The organism is Devosia sp. J20-27, from assembly GCF_055808595.1.
This window is the reverse complement of the sequence record NZ_CM147875.1, coordinates 3,695,985-3,714,652: the sequence shown is the minus strand read 5'-3', so window position 1 is coordinate 3,714,652 and position 18,668 is coordinate 3,695,985. Positions and strand designations below refer to the sequence as shown.

Sequence of the window (18,668 nt, the reverse complement as noted above, 5' to 3'; positions counted from 1 at the left end):
CACGGCATGTGCCGCAGCATCGAGGATACTGGGTCCAGGCCTTCGCCGGGATGACCGCCGATGGGTTGGCGCCATTTTGTGGGCCATTGGCCCGGGGGTGCCGTGGTTCACGAATGGACCCCCCACCCCCGGCCCCTCCCCTCAAGGGGGAGGGGTGAACGGGGGGCGGCGCTAGCGGCACCCCGCTCAGAGGGTGGCACGCCCTCGTCCTTCGACAGGCTCAGGATGAGGGCTGTTGCGGGAGTGAGCGCTGCCGGCTGGGCGGGCGTTAGTTCCAAACCCGTTGATCGTCACCCCGGCGCAGGCCGGGGCCCAGTACACACGGGACGTGTGGCGCGTGCACGGCATGTGCCGCAGCATCGAGGATACTGGGTCCCGGCCTGCGCCGGGATGACGCCGGTGGGTGGGTGCCATTGTGGCCCATCGGCCCACCCACCTCTTCCAACAAGGTGAAAGACCATGATTTCCTACCTTCTCGCGGGGCCCGCGGAGGAGCCGGTATCGCTTGCCGATGCGAAAGCGTTTCTGCGGCTCGACGACACGGCCGAGGACGGGCTGATAACGACGCTGGTTACGGCAGCGCGGCTGCATGTCGAGAGCGTCACGGCGCGCGCCATGCTGCTGCAGAGCTGGCGGCTGGTGACCGATGCCTGGCCGCACGCGCGGACCATTGCGCTGCCGGTTGGGCCGGTGGCGACGCTGACGGCGGTGACCGCCTTTGACGCCGATGACGATCCGCACGAACTGGGGCTGGCGCAGTTCTCGGTGCAGGCAGGGCGGCTCATGCTGCCTGCGGACATCAAGGGCATGCCGGCATTGCGCCAGCGGCTGGGCATCGAGATCGACTACGTCGCCGGCTATGGCGAGGACGGGTCGGCGGTGCCGGCCGATCTCCGGCATGCCTGCCTGGTGCTGGTCGGCTACTGGTTCGAGCATCGCGACGCGGTGATTGTCGCCGGTTCCGGCGCCGTGGTGCCGGTCGCCTTCGACCGGCTGCTGGCACCCTATCGCCGGGTGTCGCTGTGAGCGCCGAGGTGCCGCTGGGCGGGCTGACCGAGCGGCTGCAATGGCAGCGCAAGGTCACCACCACCGAGGATGAGAGCGGCCACGCCGTCACCTACATGCCCATGCTGACGCTCTGGGGCCGGGTACGCCCGCTGGGGCTGTCGCGCTCGAATGCGGCCGACGGGCGCGGCATGGTGGCGAGCCACAGCGTCGTCATCCGGCATCGCAGCGGCATTGCGCCGGGCGACCGTTTCGTGCTGGCGGGGCGGCAGCTGGAAATCCTGGGCAGCGAACCGCTGGGCGGGCGTCGGGCGTTTCTCGCCTGCCGCTGTAGCGAGCGGCAGGTGACCGGATGACCCACCCGATTGTAGAATTGCAGGCCATGCTGGTCGGCGCGCTGCGGGCGGCGTCGGCCGTACCGGTATTCGATGCGCCGCCCAACGGCGCCGCCGCGCCCTACCTCGCCATCGCCCGCCACGACCTCGTGCCGCGCGACGGCGACATGGCGCCCGGCTTCGAGCATCGCGTCGCCATCCATTGCTGGGCTGGCGAGCCGAGCCGCAAGGCGGCGCTGGCGCTGGCCGACACTGTGCTGGCGGCAGGGCTCGGGCCGCTGTCGGGTGGCGTGCTGGTGACCACTGCCCGGCATGAACGCACCGAAACCGCGATCGACGGCGAGACCGGCCTGGCCCGCGCCGCCGTGGTGCTGCGGTTTCTGACGGAGGCGAGTTGATGGCAAGACCTCTCACCCGGCGCTGACGCGCCACCCTTTCCCGGAGGGGCGAGGGGACCTGACTGAGACCTCTCCGCATCGTCCCTTCTCCCCGCCGGGGAGAAGGTGCCTGAAGGGCGGACGAGGGGTGTGCAAAGGATACAAAAATGAGCGCCCAGAGCGGCAAGGATATGCTTCTAAAGCTCGACCAGACGGGGTCGGGGAGTTTTGTCACGGTGGCGGGGCTGCGCAGCCGCAGCCTGGCGTTCAACGCCGCGCCGATCGACGTCACCGACGCCGAAAGCGCCGGACGCTGGCGCGAGCTGCTGGCCGGCGGTGGCATCAAGCGCGCCGCGGTGGCGGGCTCGGGCATCTTCAAGGACGCGGCGTCGGACGCGCTCATCCGCGAGCTGTTCTTTGCCGGCACCATCCGTGCGTGGCAGCTGATCCTGCCCGATTTCGGCACGGTCGAGGGGCCGTTCCAGATCGTCGCCCTGGAGTTTTCGGCCGACCATGCCGGCGAGGTGGTGTTCGAGATGGCGCTGGAGAGCGCGGGAGAGATGGGGTTTACGGCGGCATAGGCGGGGCAGGACCCCTCTCTGCTGCGACTAACTCACTGCGTTCGTAAGTCTCGCGTCTCCCCCTCAAGGGGGGAGAGGTCCCGGCAGAGAATACTCGGCTCTTGCGCTTCTCTCCCCGTGAGGGAGAGAAAGCGAGACTTGAGAGCGCCAGCGAACTAGTCGCAGCAAGAGAGGGGTCTTGCGGGGCGCGGGCAGGCAGAGCTAGCTCTCGTGCAGGAGGTCGGAATGGCAAGTCCTCATCTGCACTTCGCCAAGGTGATGCGTGCGCGGCCGACCGATGCCGAGCGAGCGATCTGGCACATGCTACGCGCCGGGCGGTTGCATGGGCTGAAGTTCAAGCGGCAGGTGCCGATGGGGCCCTACATCGTTGATTTCGTGTGTTTTGAGGAAATGCTGATTGTCGAGATCGACGGTGGGCAGCACGCGGGATCTTTACGCGACGAGCAGCGGGATGCCTATTTCGAGACAGCCGGATTTCGGACGTTGCGGGTGTGGAACAACGAGGCGCTGCGGAACCGCGAGGGAGTTGCGACAGCGATCCTGGCGTTGGTCGGGCGGCGGAGATGAAACGGCGGGGCAGGACCCCTCTCTGCTGCGACTAACTCACTGCGTTCGTAAGTCTCGCGCCTCCCCCTCAAGGGGGGAGAGGTCCCGGCAGAGAATACTCGGCTCTTGTTGCTTCTCTCCCCTTTGAGGGAGAGAAAGCGAGACTTGTGAGCGGAGCGAACTAGTCGCAGCAAGAGAGGGGTTATGCGTCCCGTGTCTCCACCCCCAGCCCGCGCAGCATGTCCCAGTATCCGGGGTAGGTCTTCCCCACACACGCCGGGTCGAGGATGGTGATGCCGCCGATCTTGAGGCCGGCGAGGGCGAAACTCATGGCGATGCGGTGGTCGGCGTAGGTTTCGATGCGGGCGGGCAGCGTCTGGCCGATGAGACCGGGGTCGGCGTGGACGATGAGGTCATCGCCCACTTCCTCGGCGAGGCCGGGCCGGATGCGGTTGAGTTCGGTCGAGAGGGCGCTGATGCGGTCGCATTCCTTGACGCGCAGGTTGGCGATGCCGACGAAGCGGACCGGATTGTTATTAAAGGCGGCCAGCACCGCCATGGTGGGGACCGCGTCCTGCATCTGCGAGCCGTCGATTTCGGCCGGCATGTTGGGGAACATGGCGATCAGTTCGGCTGATCTGGCATCGGGCTGGGTGAACTCGTCGGTGGGTACGCCCAGGTCGATGGCGCCGCCGGTCAGCACTGCGGCGGCCCACAGATAGGTGGCGGCCGAGGCGTCGGGTTCGATGTGGAAGTCGCGGGCGGTATAGCCGGTGCCTTCGACGCGCCAGGCGCCGGAGCCGGTCTGGCTGAAGCGCGCGCCGAAATGCGCCATGCCGGCCAGCGTCAGATCCACATAGCCGCGGGCACCGATATTGTCGCCGGCGAGGGTGATGTCGACCGCGTGGTCGCCACCACCGGCCAGCATCAGCACGGCACTGAGATATTGTGACGAGAGACCGGCGTCGAGCGTGACCAAGGTGCCGGGGAAACCGCCGGTACCGTAGACGGTGACGGGCGGGCAGCCGGAGGGTGCATCGGCGGTGACGCCGAGCTGGCGCAGCGCATCGACCAGCGGCTGGATCGGCCGCTTCTGCATGTGTTCGTCGCCGGTGACGATCACCGTGCCATCGACGAGCGCAACGGCGGCGGTGAGAAAGCGCGTCGCGGTGCCGGCATTGCCGAGGAACAGCGGTGCGGAGGGCGCCATCAGCCGGCCGGTGCTCTCGACCACAAAGGTCGTGGCGTCTGGTTCGGAGATCTTGACGCCCATGGCGATCAGCGCTTCGGCCATCCGCGCCGTGTCGTCGCTCTTGAGCGCGCCGGTGAGGCGGCTCGTGCCCCTGGCGAGGGCGGCCAGCAGCAGGGCGCGATTGGTGATCGACTTCGAGCCGGGCGGCGACACGCGGCCGCGGAGCGGGTGGCTGGGCGGCACGATTTCGAGCGCGTCGGACATGTTGAGAAACCCCTGTTGGCGCCGGTCGTAGCGGCAGCCGCAGAGAAAATCAAATCGGAGAAACGGCTATGGCGAACCCGCAGCGCGGCGAGGTCAGCGCGATCATCGAGGGTGAGGAAAAACTGCTGTGCCTGACGCTGGGGGCACTGGCCGAACTGGAGGCCCGGCTGCAGGCCGGCGACCTGGTGGGGCTGAGCGAGCGCTTTGCCGGCGGCCGGGTGACGGCGCGGGACCTGACCGCCATCATCGGCGCGGGATTGCGCGGCGGCGGCAATGCGGTGACCGACGACGATCTCGCCCGCATGCATATCGAGGGCGGGCTGAAGGGCGCCGCCGAGATCGCGGCACGATTGCTGCGCGCCACCTTCGGAGAACCGGCATGAGGGCGTTTCCGTGGTCCGAGGCGATGGCCTTCGGCTTCGGCGTGCTGCGGCTTTCGAGCAAGGACTTCTGGGGGCTGACGCCGCGCGAACTGGCGGCGGCGTTCGGCGCCCGCAGCGGCCGGACGGCGCCGCCAGGCCGCGACGGGCTGGACGAACTGATGGCGCGATTTCCTGACGAGGTGACCCATGGCTGACGGCTTTGACGATTTTCGCAGCGAACTGGGCGACCTATCGGTGGAGCTCGAGCGCATTGGCGACCTTGCCGATGGCGTGGCCAGATCGCTGAGCCGGGCGTTTCGTGGCGCCGTGCTCGACGGCAAATCGCTCAACTCCGTGCTGGGGCAGGTGGCGCGCAGTTTTGCCGACATTGCCCTGCAGGCCGCATTCAAGCCGCTGGGCACGCTGGTGGGCGGGTTGGTCGAGAATGTCCTTGCCGCCAGCAATCCGGCGATCACGCCTTTCGCCAAGGGCGGGGTGGTGGCGGCGCCGAGCTATTTTCCGCTGGGGCGCGGGCTGGGGTTGATGGGCGAGGCCGGAGCGGAAGCTATCCTGCCGCTGGCGCGTGGCCCGGATGGGCGGCTGGGTGTCACTGGCGGTGGCGGATCGGTGAACGTGACGTTCAATGTCACGGCGACGGATGCCCGGAGCTTTGCCGCGAGCGAGGCGGAAATTTCCGCGATGCTGCTGCGGGTCGTGCGGCGGGGAACGCGGGCGAGCTGAGCGTCTGGACCACCCCTCTCTGGCTGCGACCAACTCACTGCGTTCGCAAGTCTCGCTTTCTCTCCCTCAAGGGGAGAGAGGTCCCGACTGAGACGCCCCGGATGCATCGCCCCCTCCACCAGCCTGCGGCTGGTCCCCCTCCCCCGTGAACGGGGGAGGACCCCGACAGCACTGCCGGTGGTTCATCCAACATGGAGACCGCAAATGTCCTTCCATCCCATCCGCTTTCCGCTCGATATCGCGCTGGCCTCGCGGGGTGGGCCGGAGCGGACGACCGATGTCGTCGTGCTGGCCAGTGGCCGCGAGGAGCGGAACAGTCGCTGGGCGCATGCGCGACGGCGGTATAATGCCGGTTACGGCATCAAGAGCCGCGCCGACATGGCGGCGGTGCTGGCGTTTTTCGAGGAGCGACGCGGGCGGTTTCACAGCTTTCTGTGGCGCGACGGGCTCGATCACGCGGCGACCGACCAGGTGATCGGCAGCGGCGACGGGGTAAGCGCGCAGTTTCAGCTGGTGAAGCGCTATGGCGCCGATTTCGATCCCTATGTGCGACCGATCAGCAAGCCGGTGGCGGCGAGCGTCGTGGTGAAAGTCGACGGGGTGGCGGTGGAGGCCACCACCGATCCGCTGACCGGCGTGGTGACCTGCGATGCGGCGCCCGGGGAGGGCGCAGTGGTCAGCGCCAGTTTCGAGTTCGACGTGCCGGTGCGCTTCGATACCGACCGGCTCGATATCGAACTCTCCAGCTTCGACGCCGCCGAGGCGCCCAGCATTCCACTGATCGAGGTGCGCGAATGAGAACGCTCGACCTGGGGTTCAGGACGCATCTGGAAAGCGGCGCGACGACGCTTGCCACCTGCTGGCGGCTGGTGCGCAGCGATGCGGTGACGCTCGGCTTCACCGATCACGACGAGGTGCTGGATTTCGACGGCACGGCATTCGTGCCGCTGCTCGACGGTGGCGAGGGCGCGCAGAAGCTCGGGGCGCAGACCGATACCGGCGAGGTGGTCGGCGTGCTGACCTCCGACGCCATTACCGAGGACGACATCCTGCTCGGCCGCTATGACGGCGCCAGCGTCGAGACCTGGCGGGTGAACTGGCGCGATGTCGGCCAGCGGCTGCTGCTGCGCCGGGCCAGTATCGGCGAGATCACGCGTGAGGACGGGGCGTTCCGGGCCGAGCTGCGCAGCGCCCAGTGGGTACTGAACCGGACGCGCGGGCGGCTCTATCAGGCGCTCTGCGATGCCGAGCTCGGCGATGCGCGGTGCGGCATCAGCCTCGAGGACTCAGCGTTTCGCGCCATCGCCACGGTGACCGAGGTCCGAGACCGCTTCCGGGTCGTGGTCGACGGCATCGAGGCTTATGCGGAGAACTGGTTCGGGCTGGGGCATGGACTGTGGACCGACGGCCGGCGCAGCGGGCTGCGCGACGGCATTGTCAGCCACCGCCGGATCGGTGGCATCGATATTCTGGGCTTTGCCGCGCCGGTGGGGGACTGGGTCGAGGCGGGCGACGGCCTGACGGTCCGTGCCGGTTGCGACCGACAACTGGCGACGTGCCGGGAGAAGTTCGGCAACGTGCCCAATTTTCGCGGCTTTCCGCATGTGCCGGGCAATGACTTCGTGCTGCGCTATCCGCGCGCCGGAGCCGAACTCGACGGCCGGGCGCTCTATCGATGACGCCGGAACGGATCGTTGCCACGGCGCGAAACTGGCTCGGCACGCCCTACCGGCATCTGGCAGCGACACGCGGCGCCGGCTGCGATTGCCTCGGGCTGATCCGCGGCGTCTGGGCCGAGCTCTATGGCGAACTGCCGGAGGTGCCGAACTATCGGCCCGACCTGCGGGACCATCGCGATCTGCTGGCGGCGGCGCAGGCGCGGCTGCTGCCCGCTCCGCTGACGGCAGGTGCCATTGTGCTGTTCCGGCTCGGCGCCGTACCGCGCCATTGCGGCATCCTCACCAGTCCGGCGCGCTTCCTCCATGCGCAGGAGCGGGTGGGTGTGGTCGAGGTCAACCTGACCGAAGGCTGGGCCAGGCGGGTGGCCGGCTGTTTCGCCTTTCCGGAGAGCACCTAGATGGCGACACTGGCACTTTCGCTGGCCGGGCAGTTAGTCGGCGGCGCGGTGGGCGGGCCGATCGGCGCCACCATCGGACGGGCGCTCGGGGCGCTGGCCGGCTCGGCCATCGACGCGCAACTCTTCGGCGAGAAGCCGCAGACCCGGCAGGTAGCGGGCGCCGATATCCGGCTGCAGGGCTCGACCGAAGGCGCGCCGATCCCCAGGCTCTATGGCTGGAGCCGCATCACCGGCAACATCATCTGGGCCACTGAGCTCGAGGAGGTGACCAGCGAAACCTCCGGCGGCAAGGGAACTTCGCAGTCGACCGAGAGCGAAACGACGATCCTTGCCAGTTTCGCCGTCGGGCTGTGCGAAGGCGAGGTCAGCCACCTCGGCCGCATCTGGGCCGACGGCCAGGTGCTGCCGACCGAGGGCCTGTCGCTGCGCTTTTATCGCGGCACCGAGACGCAGGACGCCGACAGCCTGATCGAGGCGCGGCAGGGCGTCGACGCGCCCGCCTATCGCGGGCTCTGCTATCTGGTGTTCGAACGGCTGCCGATCGGTTCGTTCGGCAACCGCATTCCCAACATTTCCGTCGAGCTCTGCCGGGTGCGGGGCGAACTGGAGCCGCAGATCAGGGCGGTGACGGTGATCCCCGGCGCTTCCGAGTTCGGCTACGATCCGGTGCCGCGGGTACGCGTGGTCGGCCCCGGTGCGACGGTCAACGAGAACGCGCATCTGAGCGCCGGCAGCAGCGACTGGACGCTGTCGATCGACGAACTGACGGCGCTCTGCCCCCATCTCGAACATGTGGCGCTGGTGGTGGCCTGGTTCGGTGACGACCTGCGCGCCGGCCAATGCAGCATCGCGCCGCGCGTCGAGTCCAGTGTACGCGACATATCGGGCGCGACCTGGTCGGTGGCGGGGATGGCGCGGGGCGCCGCGCAGGTGGTGAGTTCTGTCGACGGTGGCCCGGCCTATGGCGGCACGCCCAGCGATGCGGCGGTGCTGGCTGCAATCGCCGATCTCAGGGCGCGCGGGCTGGGCGTGACGCTCTACCCCATCGTGCTGATGGATATTGCGGCTGACAATCCGATGGCGCAGCCCGCCTATCCCTGGCGCGGCCGGATCACCGGCGACGCTGCGGACGTAGCGGCCTTCGTGCCGGGTTATGCCGGGTTCGTCTCTCACTATGCCGGGCTGGCAGCGGCGGCGGGCGGCGTCGATGCCTTCATCATCGGGTCGGAACTGCGCGGACTGACGGCTGTGCGCGACGGCGCGTCATTTCCGTTCGTCTCGGCGCTGGTCGATCTGGCGGCCGGGGTGCGGGCAATCCTGCCGGCGGCAAAGCTGACCTATGCCGCCGACTGGTCGGAATATTCCGGCGTGCAGTCGGGCGATGGCGAGAAACTCTTTCATCTCGATCCGCTGTGGGCCGACGACAATATCGACGCGGTCGGCATCGACAATTACATGCCGGTGAGCGACTGGCGCGACGGCGACGACCATGCCGATGCCGTGCTGTTCGAAGGCCCGTATGCGCGCGATTATCTCGCGGCCAATATTGAGGGCGGCGAAGGATTCGACTGGTTCTATGCCAGCGACGCCGACCGCATCGACGGGCTGCGGACGCCGATTGGCGACGATCAGGGCGAGCCCTGGATCTGGCGCTTCAAGGACATTGCCAGCTGGTGGAGCCATGCTCATCACAACCGGCCGGGCGGCGTGCGCGACGCACTGCCGACAGCCTGGGTCCCGGGCAGCAAGCCGGTGTGGTTTACCGAACTGGGCTGCGGGGCAGTCGACAAGGGCGGCAACCAGCCCAATGTCTTCGGTGATCCCAAGAGTGCCGAGGATGCAAGGCCGTGGTTCTCCAGCGGGGCGCCCGATCCGCTGATGCAGCGGCAGGTGCTGCGCGCCCATCTGGCCCATTGGGCCGGTTCGGCAATGGTCGAGCGGATCTATCTCTGGACCTGGGACGCGCGGCCGTTTCCCGCCTTTCCGCAGCTGGATACTGTCTGGTCCGACGGCCCCAACCATGCCACCGGCCACTGGCTCACCGGCCGCGCCGGCGGCTTTGCCAGCGACGAACTGGCACGCGCCGTTGCCGCCGACTATGGCGTGACGCTGGCTGGGGTCGCTGCTCAGCCGCCGCTGTTGCAGGGCTTTTGCATCGAGGGGCAGGCGAGTCTGCGCGATGCCCTGGCGCCGCTGCTGGCGGCGACGGGGCTCAGTTTCCGCGATACCGCCAGCGGCCTCGAATTGCGACGGACGCGCGGGCGCGATGCCGTGGCGGTTGCGGAGCCTGTCGGGGGTGAGCCGAGGCTGTCGCGCAAGCGGCCGGATCCGGGAGAAGCGGTGGGGCAACTGGCCCTCAGCTATCCCGATCGGGGCCGCAGCTACCTCACCGGCACGGTGACGGCGATGCGGCTCGACGGCGGCATTGCCGCCAGCGAGGCCTCGGCGCTGGTGCTTGATCTCGCCGGAGCCCGGGCGGCAGCGGAGCGCATTCTGCTCGACGGCACGGTGCAACGCGATACGCTCGAGCTCACCCTGCCGCCATCGGCACTGGGACTCGAGGTTGGCGACGCGATTGCGGTGGCCGGGCAGGGCGAGGGGCCCTTCGAGATCACCGAAATCCGCGACGGGCTGGCCCGCAGGATTTCGGCGCGTGCCATTCCGCCGGTGCTGACGGCTGCCATCGTCGCCGATCGTCCGGCACCGGGGAGCGGCGAGGTTCCGGCACGGTCGATCCCCGTGCTGGCGGCAGCGCATCTGCCCGGAGTGCCGGCAAGTCCGGCGCAGTCCCGCATGGCCTTTGCCGCTTCAGCGCAGCCCTGGCCCGGCGATGTCAGCGTCACCGAGGCGGTGACGGGGGCGGCTGTCGCGCGACTGGGCCGCAATGCCGCGCTGGGTGAGTTGCTGGCGCCGCTCATGCCGGGCACGATCTTCGCCTGGGACATGGCAAATGCGCTGGAGCTCAGGCTCTATTCCGGCCATCTGGCGGCGATGGACGAGGAGGTGGTGCTGGCGGGCGGCAACCGGCTGGCGGTCGAGACCGACTCGGGCAACTGGGAAGTCATCGGCTTTGCCGGGGCGGAGCTGATCGCGTCCGGCACTTACCGGCTGACGCGACTGCTGCGCGGGCGGAGCGGCACCGACTGGGCCATGGGCCCGGCGGCGGCCGGCAATCGCGTCCTTGTGCTCGATGATCGACCCACGCTGCTGCCGGTGCCCGGTGAATGGCTCGGCGGCTCTGTCGATCTGCGCGCCTATGCCGGCCGGAACGACGTCGAGGGCGCGGCTTTCGCCGTCACCGCCGGATTCGGACCGCTGCTGCCGCTGGCGCCGGTGCACCTGCGGGCGACGCGACAGCCCGGCAGCGACGATATCGCAATCACATGGACGCGCCGCAGCCGGGCCGACAGCGACAGCTGGGCCAGCGAGGCGCCGCTCGAGGTGACGCCCGAGGCTTACCGACTCATCATCCTCGACGGTGGGATCGAGGTCCGGTCGATCGATCTGCCTACGCCGTCGGCCACCTACGCGGCGGTCGAACAAATCGCCGACTTCGGCCTGCTGCCCGCCACCCTGGACTTCACCGTCGCCCAGCTCAGCCCGGTCTACGGGCCCGGCCACGCGGCAACCGGCAGCTTTGCCGGCTGACAGACTTCACAAAAAGGAGACTTCGGATGAACTTGGCGTTCCTCGTCGGGTACCGCACCTATCTGGTTGCGGTCGCAATGATATTGGCTGCAGTCACGCAGCTGTTCGGCGTCGATCTGCCCAGCTTTGACGGCCAGTCGGCCGGCGACCTGCTGATGCAGGCCTGTGCCATCATCTTCCTGCGCAAGGGGATCAAGACCTGACACCGCAAAGCGACATCGAACGTTCATCTAACGTTCAGGCGTTCGTTCATATTCTTGCCACATGAACAAAACGAACGTGAACATCCTGGCGGCCATGGTCGTGGCGCTGCTGGCGAGTGCTCTCTTGCCGGCAGCGGCGCAGCAGCGTGACTGCCTGACCAAGCAGGATATCCAGAATGAGCTGGCCGACGGCAGGATTGCGCCGCTGGCCGACGTGATGAATCGTGCCGGCATCAAGGAGCGCCCACTATCGGTGCAGGTCTGCGATGTGGACGGCGCGCCGCATTACATCGTCAACATGATGGATTCCTACGGCGGCAGCCAAAGCGTTACCTTGAACGCCCGGGATGGCTCGCAATAGACTGGCAACGCGAATGCTGCTGATGTCGGGCGGAGGGTCTACCCGGCAGTTACCGCAGCGCTCGCCTGGAGAGGGACTATCCGATGCGCATCCTCGTCGTGGAAGACGATACCAATCTCAATAGGCAGATCAAGGACGCCCTGACCGAGGCCGGCTATGCGGTCGACGTCGCCTTCGATGGCGAAGAGGGGCATTTCCTCGGCGATACCGAACCCTATGATGCGGTGGTGCTCGACATCGGCCTGCCGCATATGGACGGGCTTTCGGTGCTCGAGGAGTGGCGCCGCGCCGGACGGACCATGCCGGTGCTGCTGCTCACCGCCCGCGACCGCTGGAGCGACAAGGTGCAGGGCATCGATGCCGGCGCCGACGACTACGTCGCCAAGCCCTTCCACATGGAAGAAATTCTCGCCCGCCTTCGCGCCCTGGTGCGCCGTGCCGCCGGCCACTCGTCCAACGAGATCACTGCCGGTCCGGTGCGGCTCGACGTCAAGGCCGGCAAGGTCACGGTGGATGGGCACTCGGTCAAGCTGACCAGCCACGAACTGCGCCTGCTGAGCTATCTGATGCACCACAAGGGCAAGGTGATCTCGCGCACCGAACTGACCGAGCATCTCTACGACCAGGATTTTGACCGCGACAGCAACACCATCGAGGTGTTCGTCGGACGCCTGCGCAAGAAGCTGCCCGAGGAAGTCATCCAGACGGTTCGTGGCCTCGGCTATCAGATCGCCGAGGACTGATGGCGGGCGGGGGCGCCTGACAGATGCGCAAGGGTTCGATAGCGGCATCGCTGTTCTGGCTGTCGGCGGGGTGGTTGATCATCGCCCTGCTGGCGACGGCATTCCTGCTGACCGAGCTCTATTCGCGCGCGCTCGACACCAGCCTGACCGAAACCCTGAAGTTCCACATCGAGTCGCTGGTCGACCGGACGCTCAACAGCGACGATCCGATGAGCGAGTCGGTCCGTGTCGGCGATCCGCGCTTCGAGCGCACCGCCTCGGGCTGGTACTGGGTGATCCGCGACGACACGGGGCAGGTACTCAATTTCTCCGGTTCCATGGTGGGCATGCTGCTGCCCGAACTGACCGGCACCTACGACGCCAACAACCTGCGCACGGCGGTCGCGACCGACCCCTTCAATACCCGCATGCGGGTCGTCGAACTGGCGGCCACGGTCAACGGCACCCGGCTGCGCTTCACCGCTACCGGCAGCCTCGACGAGATCCTGCAGCTGGTCGACGAGTTCCGCGGCCAGACGCTGATCGTGTTGCTGGCGGTGGCGATCATGCTGGCCATCATGAGCACCATCGTCGCCCGCATCGCGCTGCGCCCGATCGGCCGTCTGGGCAAGGCCATCGAGAAGGTGCGCGAGGGCGAGGCCGAGAACGTCGTCGGGACCTATCCCCGCGAGATTGCACCGCTCGCCGAAGAGGTCAATGAACTGCTGCGCTCCAATACCCAGATCCTCGAGCGCGCCCGCAACCAGGTCGGCAACCTGGCCCACGGCTTGAAGACGCCGCTGGCCGTGCTGCGCAACGAGGCCGCTGCCGCCAAGGAATCGGGTCTGAGCCGCGTTGTGCTCTCGGAGTCCGAGAAGATGTCGCAGCTGGTCACCACCTATCTCGATCGTGCCCGCATCGCGGCGCGCAGCACGGTGGTGGGCAAGAAGGCCGACGCCACCCATGTCATGCTGCGGCTGGCGCGCGTCATGGAAAAGCTCAATCCCGGCAAGACCATCGCCTTTGTGCGTCCCGACGCCTCGCTGCCCTGGTTCCGCGGTGACGAGGGCGATCTCGAGGAAATGGCGGGCAACCTGCTCGACAATGCCTGCAAATGGTCGCGCGGCAAGATCGGCATTTCCATGCTGGCCGAGCGCACGCCGGCCGGCAGCAATCTGCTGATCAAGATCGAGGACGATGGTCCGGGTCTGACCGAGGAAGAGGCCAAGGCCGCGCTGCGCCGCGGCGTCCGCCTCGACGAGAAAACCCCCGGCAGCGGGCTGGGTCTGGATATCGTCAAGGAACTGGTTGACGTCTACGGCGGCAGCCTGCATTTGAAGCGCTCCGTGCTCGGCGGACTTCTGGCAGAGTTGCGGCTGCCGGGCGCCAAGCTCGGAATGGGGCGAGGGCTGTCCGCACTTTCGCCGCAATAAAACCCGACTAAGGCGCGGCCACTCCCCCGGGACCAGTATGCAGCTTATGATCCGCGTTCTTCCATTTTTCGGCGTCCTCCTGCTCGCCGGTTGTGCCTCCGGTCCCACCACCCAATACGCGCAGGGCCCGACGCTGGCCCAGCCGGCACCGACCCTGCAGACCGCTGCGCTGCCCAGCCCGGCCCAGCAGCTCTCGTCGGCGGCCTCGCTGACCGATGTGAGCGCCTTTGTCGATGCGACCATCATTCCGCAGCTGAGCTCGAACGATCGGGCCCAGGCAGCCGGTGCGCAGTTCAACGCGCTGCAGTTCGGCCGCCCCGGCGCACCGCGCGCCTGGCAGGGCGACAAGGGGACCTCCGGCAACGTCACCGTCGGTCCCTATGTGCGGGTCAACAATATCGACTGCCGCGACTTCACCCATACCGTCAAGCTGGGCGGTCAGGACCACGCCAGGAAGGGCACGGCGTGCCGTGAGGCCGACGGCAGCTGGACCGTCGTCAATCAGGGTTGATGCCGATTTGTGCTGGCGCCGGCAGTAACTTGCGGCCGGTTCGGTAATCTTTGTTTACCAGGGGCCGGTAGGGTAGCGGGGACGCAAACCCGGACTGATAGTACGCCCCGATGACTTCTGCCGCAGCCAGCCCCGTTTCGCCCGCCCCGACAGCGCCCGCCGGTGCTGCCTCCCCGCGCGCCCAGCGCGCCGGCCGGCCGTTTTTCGGCCTGATCGAGAGCGTGGTTGTCGAATCTCCGGCCAGTTTCGAGTTCGACGGCGCCGTCTCGCGCGAGCATGCCAATGCCATCTGGACATGGATGGCGCGCGACCTGGCGCCGGACCTGATCGACCCGGCGGTGCCCGAAAGCGACGCCGCCCGCAAGGCGCTCGACACTCTGATGCCCGAACTGCTCAGCCGGGCCCGCAAGGCCGTGTCCGCCGCATCGAGCAGTTTCGAACTGGAGCGGCGCCTCAAGTCGCAGCTGGGCGGCGAGCTCGTCTGGGCCCGCCTGCCGGTGGTGCTCAACGCACTCAAATGCCGGACCCTGCTCGACAAGGCCCAGGCCTTCGGCCGCGCCGCTAACAACATGCCCGATGAAGCCGGCATGGCGCTGGCGCTGCAATCCATGCCGCTGCAGGACCAGGCCGTCTCGTCGCTGCTGTTCATGGCCGCACTCGGGCAGGTCGCCAATCCGGCCAAGCTCATCACCGCGGTGATCCGCATTGCCGGTTCGGCCCGCGAATCGACCATCCAGGCGGCTGGCTTCGGCCCGCTGGTTGAGGCCATCCTGGCGCACGCCCAGAACCAGACGCACAGCCTGAACAATGCCGGCGCCTTCTCGGATGTCGACCAGATTTGCCGCTCCATCGAGCGGTTCCACCGCCTGGCGCGTGCCATCAACGGTTACGTCGAACTCTCGCGCAACAGCCGCTGGACGACGACCATGGCAGCGGTGACGCGGGCCATGTCCGAACGCGTGGAGCCGCGGCTGCGCGAACTGGCCGGCAATCTCAACATTGCCCTGCGTCGCGGCCGCGAGGGTAGCGACCGGCTCGACAGCGACATGCTGCTGGTGGCGCTGCATGGCGTCTACGTGCTGGCGGCCGTGCGCGCCGCGCGCGACTCGCTGGGCGTCAACGCCACGTTGGACCAGGTGTGGCAGCAGGTCGGGCAGGCGCTGGAGATCCATATCGAGCGCAATCTCGAGGTGCTGCGGGCCAACCCCGCCGACACCGTGACCTCGGCCCGGCTCGACGCCGCCATCACCATGGCCGGACAGCGCTTCAATGCCGAATATGCCGCGGCCCTGCGCCGCTCCAAGGAAAGCGCCGAGCGCCCGCACTAGGCCGGTTTGATCGTCTCGATCGGCACGGCGCCGCCGCTGTCGCGGACAAAAAGGCGCGTCTCGGCGGCGCTTGCCGCCTTCTCGATCAGGGCCAGCCCGCCGACACTCCCGTCCGGCACCTTGCCGACAATGACGCCAACCGCCAGTTCCGGCTCGCGCAGGTCGGAGCCGGCAAAGATCAGGCTGCCGCGCTCGAAATAGCGCGCATCGGCCGACCTGACGACGCTCAGTTGTGGCCTCGGTCCGAACCGGCCGGTAAGGTAGGCCGGCAGTTCGGCGCTCGGCGGCGCGACCGGCACTTTCCAGCCACTGTCGACCAGATCGACACTCCATAGCACCCGCTCGGCCGCCACGCGGCCGGCCACGGCCGCCGGGTGTGCCCCCAATTGCACCGACGCGATGACCTCGCCGAGGCTCAGGGCACCGAGCGGTGCGAAGGCGCCGGGCTCGGCCGGACGGCGCGCCAGCCCGCGGCCGCGCGCCAGATAGGTCGGCGGCGCGAAGATGAAGGGTCCGACGGGCGTCGGTGCGTCCGGCGTCTCGTAGATAGCCTCGATCACCGGGTCGTCGATGGCCTCGGGCTTGCCGGTGATGGCGGCGCGACCGCTGGCGACGCAGGCCGCGGACCGGCGATAGCCGGCGGCCGAGCCGACGAGGCGGATGCCGGGCAGAGTGCCGCGCGCCTCGAGCCGGTCGGCCGTCCAGTTCGCCTCGCCGCCGGCTTGCAGCCAGAGTGACAGGTCCGGCTGCAGTCCGCCGCCGGCGATGAACTGGTCGGTGCGGGTGACGCCGGTCTCCTGCTCGATGTCATCGATGGCCACGGCAAAGTCGATGGCGAGGCCGCTCTGGCCCTTGCCCGCAAGGACGGCCGAACGCGGCAGCAGGCCGGAGGTGAACGAGACGCCGCTGGCCTTGCAGAAATCGATGAAGCGCGAGTTGGGCGCCAGTCGGGTGTCGGCGATGCGCAGCACGTCGACGCCGGCATCCTTGGCCAGCAGCGCCAGCCGGTAGCCGAAACCGCTCGGCGTGCTCAGCAGGGTGCGCTTGCCGGCCCACACGCCATGCCGCTCGGCCCGGTGGAAAGCGGCGATGGCGCCGGTAATGCCCGGCATCAGGTTGCCGGCAAAGAGCGGCAGCCGCTCCAGTGCGCCGGTCGCCAGCACCACCTGTCCGGCGACGATCTCGATGACCCGGGTGACCGGGCGACCGTTCTCGATCCGCACCTGATGGGCGCGGGCCGTCGTTCCGGCCAGTGCAAACACCTCGGTCCCCAGGAGTATCTCTGCCGCTTGCGCGTCGATCAGCCCGGCGATGAGGCGATCGGGTGGCGTCTCGTCGCCGGTGGTCCCGAAATAGCGGGCGTCGCCGCCCAGCCAGGGCCGCCGCTCGACCAGCAAGGCGCGTGTTCCGGCGGCTTCGGCGGCACTCAGTCCGGCGATGCCGCCGCCGATGATCAGCGTCTCGACCTCGATGGTCGTTTCCGCTCTGGCGTTGAACCAGGGCGGTGTACTGTGGTCGCTGAACTTCAGCGTCAAGGCGTCGGCGGGACTGCCGATGCGGTCCAGCAGGCGCGACAGCAGGCCCAGGCCACCCGGTCCGGCGCTTTCCGCAAGTGTCAGGTCGAGCCCGGCAAGGGCCGGCGTGCGCTCCATCGGCAGCACAGTGCCGGGCGCGGATCGCGGTGACACCAGCGGCGCGAGGCTCTCGTCAAGTCCGATCGGCGTGCCGCCATGCGTGCCGGCAGTGATGATGCCGTTGGCGAGCAGGGCGCTCAGCACCGTGTCGCCGGAAAAGCCGTGGATCGTGCGGCCGTCGAGCCGAAAACTGAGCGGCTTGCTGCGGTCGAGCGCGGCACCGCCGAACCCGTGCAGCGCGTCGGCTGGCAGGCGATTGGGCTGCACCATCACGCCGGCTCCGCGATGAAGTCGGCGATCTGCTTGCGGGCATTGCCGCGGCCGGTGTCGCGGGCGGCGAAATAACTGGCCTCGCTCTCGGTGGAGGCCTCGGCATAGTGCCGGGCCAGTGCCGGTGCAAAGAACGCTGCAGCCTCGCCGAACCCTGCGAGGATGCTGACCTTCGGGCCATTGGCGGTGGCCACCAGCGGCCCGCCATCCTGCGTTTCAAGATGGAGATGCGACACGTCGGCAGCCGAGCGGAGCGGCGCCTGCAGCGTCAGCGTCGAGCCGACCCGTTCCAGGATCGCCTCGGCGCCGGTGACGAGGACGGTGATGCCTGATTTGCCGCGCTGCGCCAGCGACACGCCCCGATCGAGATATCTGACCATTGGCGCCGCTATGGCGCGCGCCGGCTCGGTCAGCAGGGTGCGGGCAGGGACCGTCCGTAGCAGCCGCTCGCGCACCGATTCGTCGAGCCAGGCGAGGAGCGCCGCGTCGTCCGCCAGAATCGCCCGCGCCGCCTCCAGTTCGATGCCGCCGCCGCGGATCTTGACCACGCCGTCGCGCCGGATCGCGATATCGTGCTCCGCCGGGGCGATGCGGCGCAGGCCAATCTGGTCGAGCCAGTGCTCGATTGCCGAGTCGGCCTTGTCGCGCACCAGCGCCGGAATGCCGCGCAGCACCCAGGCCGCGCCGGGCTCGGCCAGGGTATGATCGGCGACGCGCTCGAGCGCATAGCCGCAGCCGCCCGCACTGGTCCGCATATGCGCGATCGCCTCGGTGCTGGCGTGCGTCTCGGCGATCAGCAGAACATCGATATGCTCGACAAGACCTCGTCCCAACCCGTTGAGAAATTTACTTGTTTCGGCACCAGCGGTGCGCAGTTGCGTCCAGGTCTCCGGCCGCGTCGCCACCATCATGGCGGCATCGAGCCGGCGCGGCAGCAGCAGCGGTGACCAGGCGTCGCCAATGAGGCAGACGGACTTGCCGTGCTGCTCGGCCAGGAAGCCGGCCAGCAGCCGGGCGAGCGGCGATGTGCCAAAGATCGCAAAATCAAGGGGCATGGGGTCAGGGCGTTCCCCGGCCG

General features: G+C 68.3%; 21 protein-coding genes. 18 read left to right on the top strand and 3 right to left on the bottom strand.

The genetic code is table 11. The features are described 5' to 3' along the window. Positions 1-459: 459 nt before the first annotated feature. The 5 genes from AC0L4C_RS18390 (at position 460) to AC0L4C_RS18370 (ending at position 2,865) form a co-directional block, all read left to right on the top strand. A complete protein-coding gene (locus AC0L4C_RS18390; RefSeq protein WP_473401181.1) occupies positions 460-1,026 on the top strand; it encodes a head-tail connector protein in 567 nt (188 codons plus the stop codon). Further along, the gene (locus tag AC0L4C_RS18385) at positions 1,023-1,361 is read left to right on the top strand and encodes a phage head closure protein (RefSeq protein WP_473401180.1); all 339 of its coding nucleotides are present in this window, start codon (positions 1,023-1,025) and stop codon (positions 1,359-1,361) included. Before AC0L4C_RS18390 ends, AC0L4C_RS18385 begins: the two co-directional genes overlap by 4 nt. After that, the gene (locus AC0L4C_RS18380; RefSeq protein ID WP_473401178.1) at positions 1,358-1,738 is read left to right on the top strand and encodes a DUF3168 domain-containing protein; all 381 of its coding nucleotides are present in this window, start codon (positions 1,358-1,360) and stop codon (positions 1,736-1,738) included. The genes AC0L4C_RS18385 and AC0L4C_RS18380 overlap by 4 nt, the downstream gene beginning before the upstream one ends. A gap of 146 nt (positions 1,739-1,884) precedes the next feature. Beyond that, positions 1,885-2,298 (top strand): phage major tail protein, TP901-1 family, encoded by a 414-nt coding sequence (locus AC0L4C_RS18375; RefSeq protein ID WP_473401177.1) that lies wholly within the window; start codon positions 1,885-1,887, stop codon positions 2,296-2,298. 225 nt (positions 2,299-2,523) lie between these two features. Beyond that, positions 2,524-2,865, top strand: a complete 342-nt coding sequence (locus AC0L4C_RS18370) for an endonuclease domain-containing protein (protein WP_473401176.1) — start codon at positions 2,524-2,526, stop codon at positions 2,863-2,865. A gap of 181 nt (positions 2,866-3,046) precedes the next feature. Here AC0L4C_RS18370 and AC0L4C_RS18365 read toward each other — a convergent pair whose 3' ends face one another. Beyond that, positions 3,047-4,300 carry a 3-phosphoshikimate 1-carboxyvinyltransferase gene (locus AC0L4C_RS18365; protein WP_473401175.1) on the bottom strand — a complete coding sequence of 418 codons (1,254 nt, stop codon included), beginning with the start codon at positions 4,298-4,300 and terminating at the stop codon, positions 3,047-3,049. Between the two features lie 68 nt (positions 4,301-4,368). Between AC0L4C_RS18365 and AC0L4C_RS18360 the strand changes: the two genes are divergently transcribed. The 13 genes from AC0L4C_RS18360 (at position 4,369) to AC0L4C_RS18300 (ending at position 15,686) form a co-directional block, all read left to right on the top strand. Beyond that, a complete protein-coding gene (locus AC0L4C_RS18360; protein WP_473401174.1) occupies positions 4,369-4,683 on the top strand; it encodes a gene transfer agent family protein in 315 nt (104 codons plus the stop codon). Beyond that, positions 4,680-4,877: a rcc01693 family protein gene (locus AC0L4C_RS18355; RefSeq protein WP_473401173.1), complete on the top strand. Its 198-nt coding sequence runs from the start codon at positions 4,680-4,682 to the stop codon at positions 4,875-4,877. The genes AC0L4C_RS18360 and AC0L4C_RS18355 overlap by 4 nt, the downstream gene beginning before the upstream one ends. Beyond that, positions 4,870-5,403 (top strand): phage tail tape measure protein, encoded by a 534-nt coding sequence (locus AC0L4C_RS18350; RefSeq protein ID WP_473401172.1) that lies wholly within the window; start codon positions 4,870-4,872, stop codon positions 5,401-5,403. Before AC0L4C_RS18355 ends, AC0L4C_RS18350 begins: the two co-directional genes overlap by 8 nt. Positions 5,404-5,607: 204 nt before the next feature. Beyond that, entirely contained in the window at positions 5,608-6,201 is a 594-nt protein-coding gene (locus AC0L4C_RS18345) for a phage distal tail protein, Rcc01695 family (protein WP_473401170.1), read from the top strand. Next, positions 6,198-7,082: a DUF2163 domain-containing protein gene (locus tag AC0L4C_RS18340; protein WP_473401169.1), complete on the top strand. Its 885-nt coding sequence runs from the start codon at positions 6,198-6,200 to the stop codon at positions 7,080-7,082. Before AC0L4C_RS18345 ends, AC0L4C_RS18340 begins: the two co-directional genes overlap by 4 nt. Continuing rightward, positions 7,079-7,480: an NlpC/P60 family protein gene (locus AC0L4C_RS18335; RefSeq protein ID WP_473401168.1), complete on the top strand. Its 402-nt coding sequence runs from the start codon at positions 7,079-7,081 to the stop codon at positions 7,478-7,480. The genes AC0L4C_RS18340 and AC0L4C_RS18335 overlap by 4 nt, the downstream gene beginning before the upstream one ends. Next, positions 7,481-11,128: a baseplate multidomain protein megatron gene (locus tag AC0L4C_RS18330; RefSeq protein WP_473401167.1), complete on the top strand. Its 3,648-nt coding sequence runs from the start codon at positions 7,481-7,483 to the stop codon at positions 11,126-11,128. Between the two features lie 26 nt (positions 11,129-11,154). After that, positions 11,155-11,331, top strand: a complete 177-nt coding sequence (locus AC0L4C_RS18325; RefSeq protein ID WP_473401166.1) for a hypothetical protein — start codon at positions 11,155-11,157, stop codon at positions 11,329-11,331. A gap of 61 nt (positions 11,332-11,392) precedes the next feature. Further along, a complete protein-coding gene (locus AC0L4C_RS18320) occupies positions 11,393-11,692 on the top strand; it encodes a hypothetical protein (protein WP_473401165.1) in 300 nt (99 codons plus the stop codon). Between the two features lie 83 nt (positions 11,693-11,775). After that, positions 11,776-12,435 carry a response regulator transcription factor gene (locus AC0L4C_RS18315; RefSeq protein WP_473401164.1) on the top strand — a complete coding sequence of 220 codons (660 nt, stop codon included), beginning with the start codon at positions 11,776-11,778 and terminating at the stop codon, positions 12,433-12,435. Positions 12,436-12,458: 23 nt separating this feature from the next. Continuing rightward, on the top strand, positions 12,459-13,847 hold the full coding sequence (locus AC0L4C_RS18310; RefSeq protein ID WP_473401163.1) for a sensor histidine kinase: 1,389 nt from the start codon (positions 12,459-12,461) through the stop codon (positions 13,845-13,847). Between the two features lie 46 nt (positions 13,848-13,893). Next, complete coding sequence (locus AC0L4C_RS18305) at positions 13,894-14,358, top strand: hypothetical protein (protein WP_473401162.1); 465 nt, start codon at positions 13,894-13,896, stop codon at positions 14,356-14,358. Between the two features lie 110 nt (positions 14,359-14,468). Next, positions 14,469-15,686: a hypothetical protein gene (locus AC0L4C_RS18300; RefSeq protein ID WP_473401161.1), complete on the top strand. Its 1,218-nt coding sequence runs from the start codon at positions 14,469-14,471 to the stop codon at positions 15,684-15,686. On the opposite strand, the gene AC0L4C_RS18295 is transcribed toward AC0L4C_RS18300, so the two are convergent. Next, positions 15,683-17,590 (bottom strand): 2Fe-2S iron-sulfur cluster-binding protein, encoded by a 1,908-nt coding sequence (locus AC0L4C_RS18295; RefSeq protein ID WP_473401160.1) that lies wholly within the window; start codon positions 17,588-17,590, stop codon positions 15,683-15,685. The two genes, AC0L4C_RS18300 and AC0L4C_RS18295, sit on opposite strands and share 4 nt — an antisense overlap. Next, positions 17,590-18,645, bottom strand: a complete 1,056-nt coding sequence (locus AC0L4C_RS18290; protein WP_473401159.1) for a hypothetical protein — start codon at positions 18,643-18,645, stop codon at positions 17,590-17,592. The genes AC0L4C_RS18295 and AC0L4C_RS18290 overlap by 1 nt, the downstream gene beginning before the upstream one ends. Between the last annotated feature and the right edge of the window lie 23 nt (positions 18,646-18,668).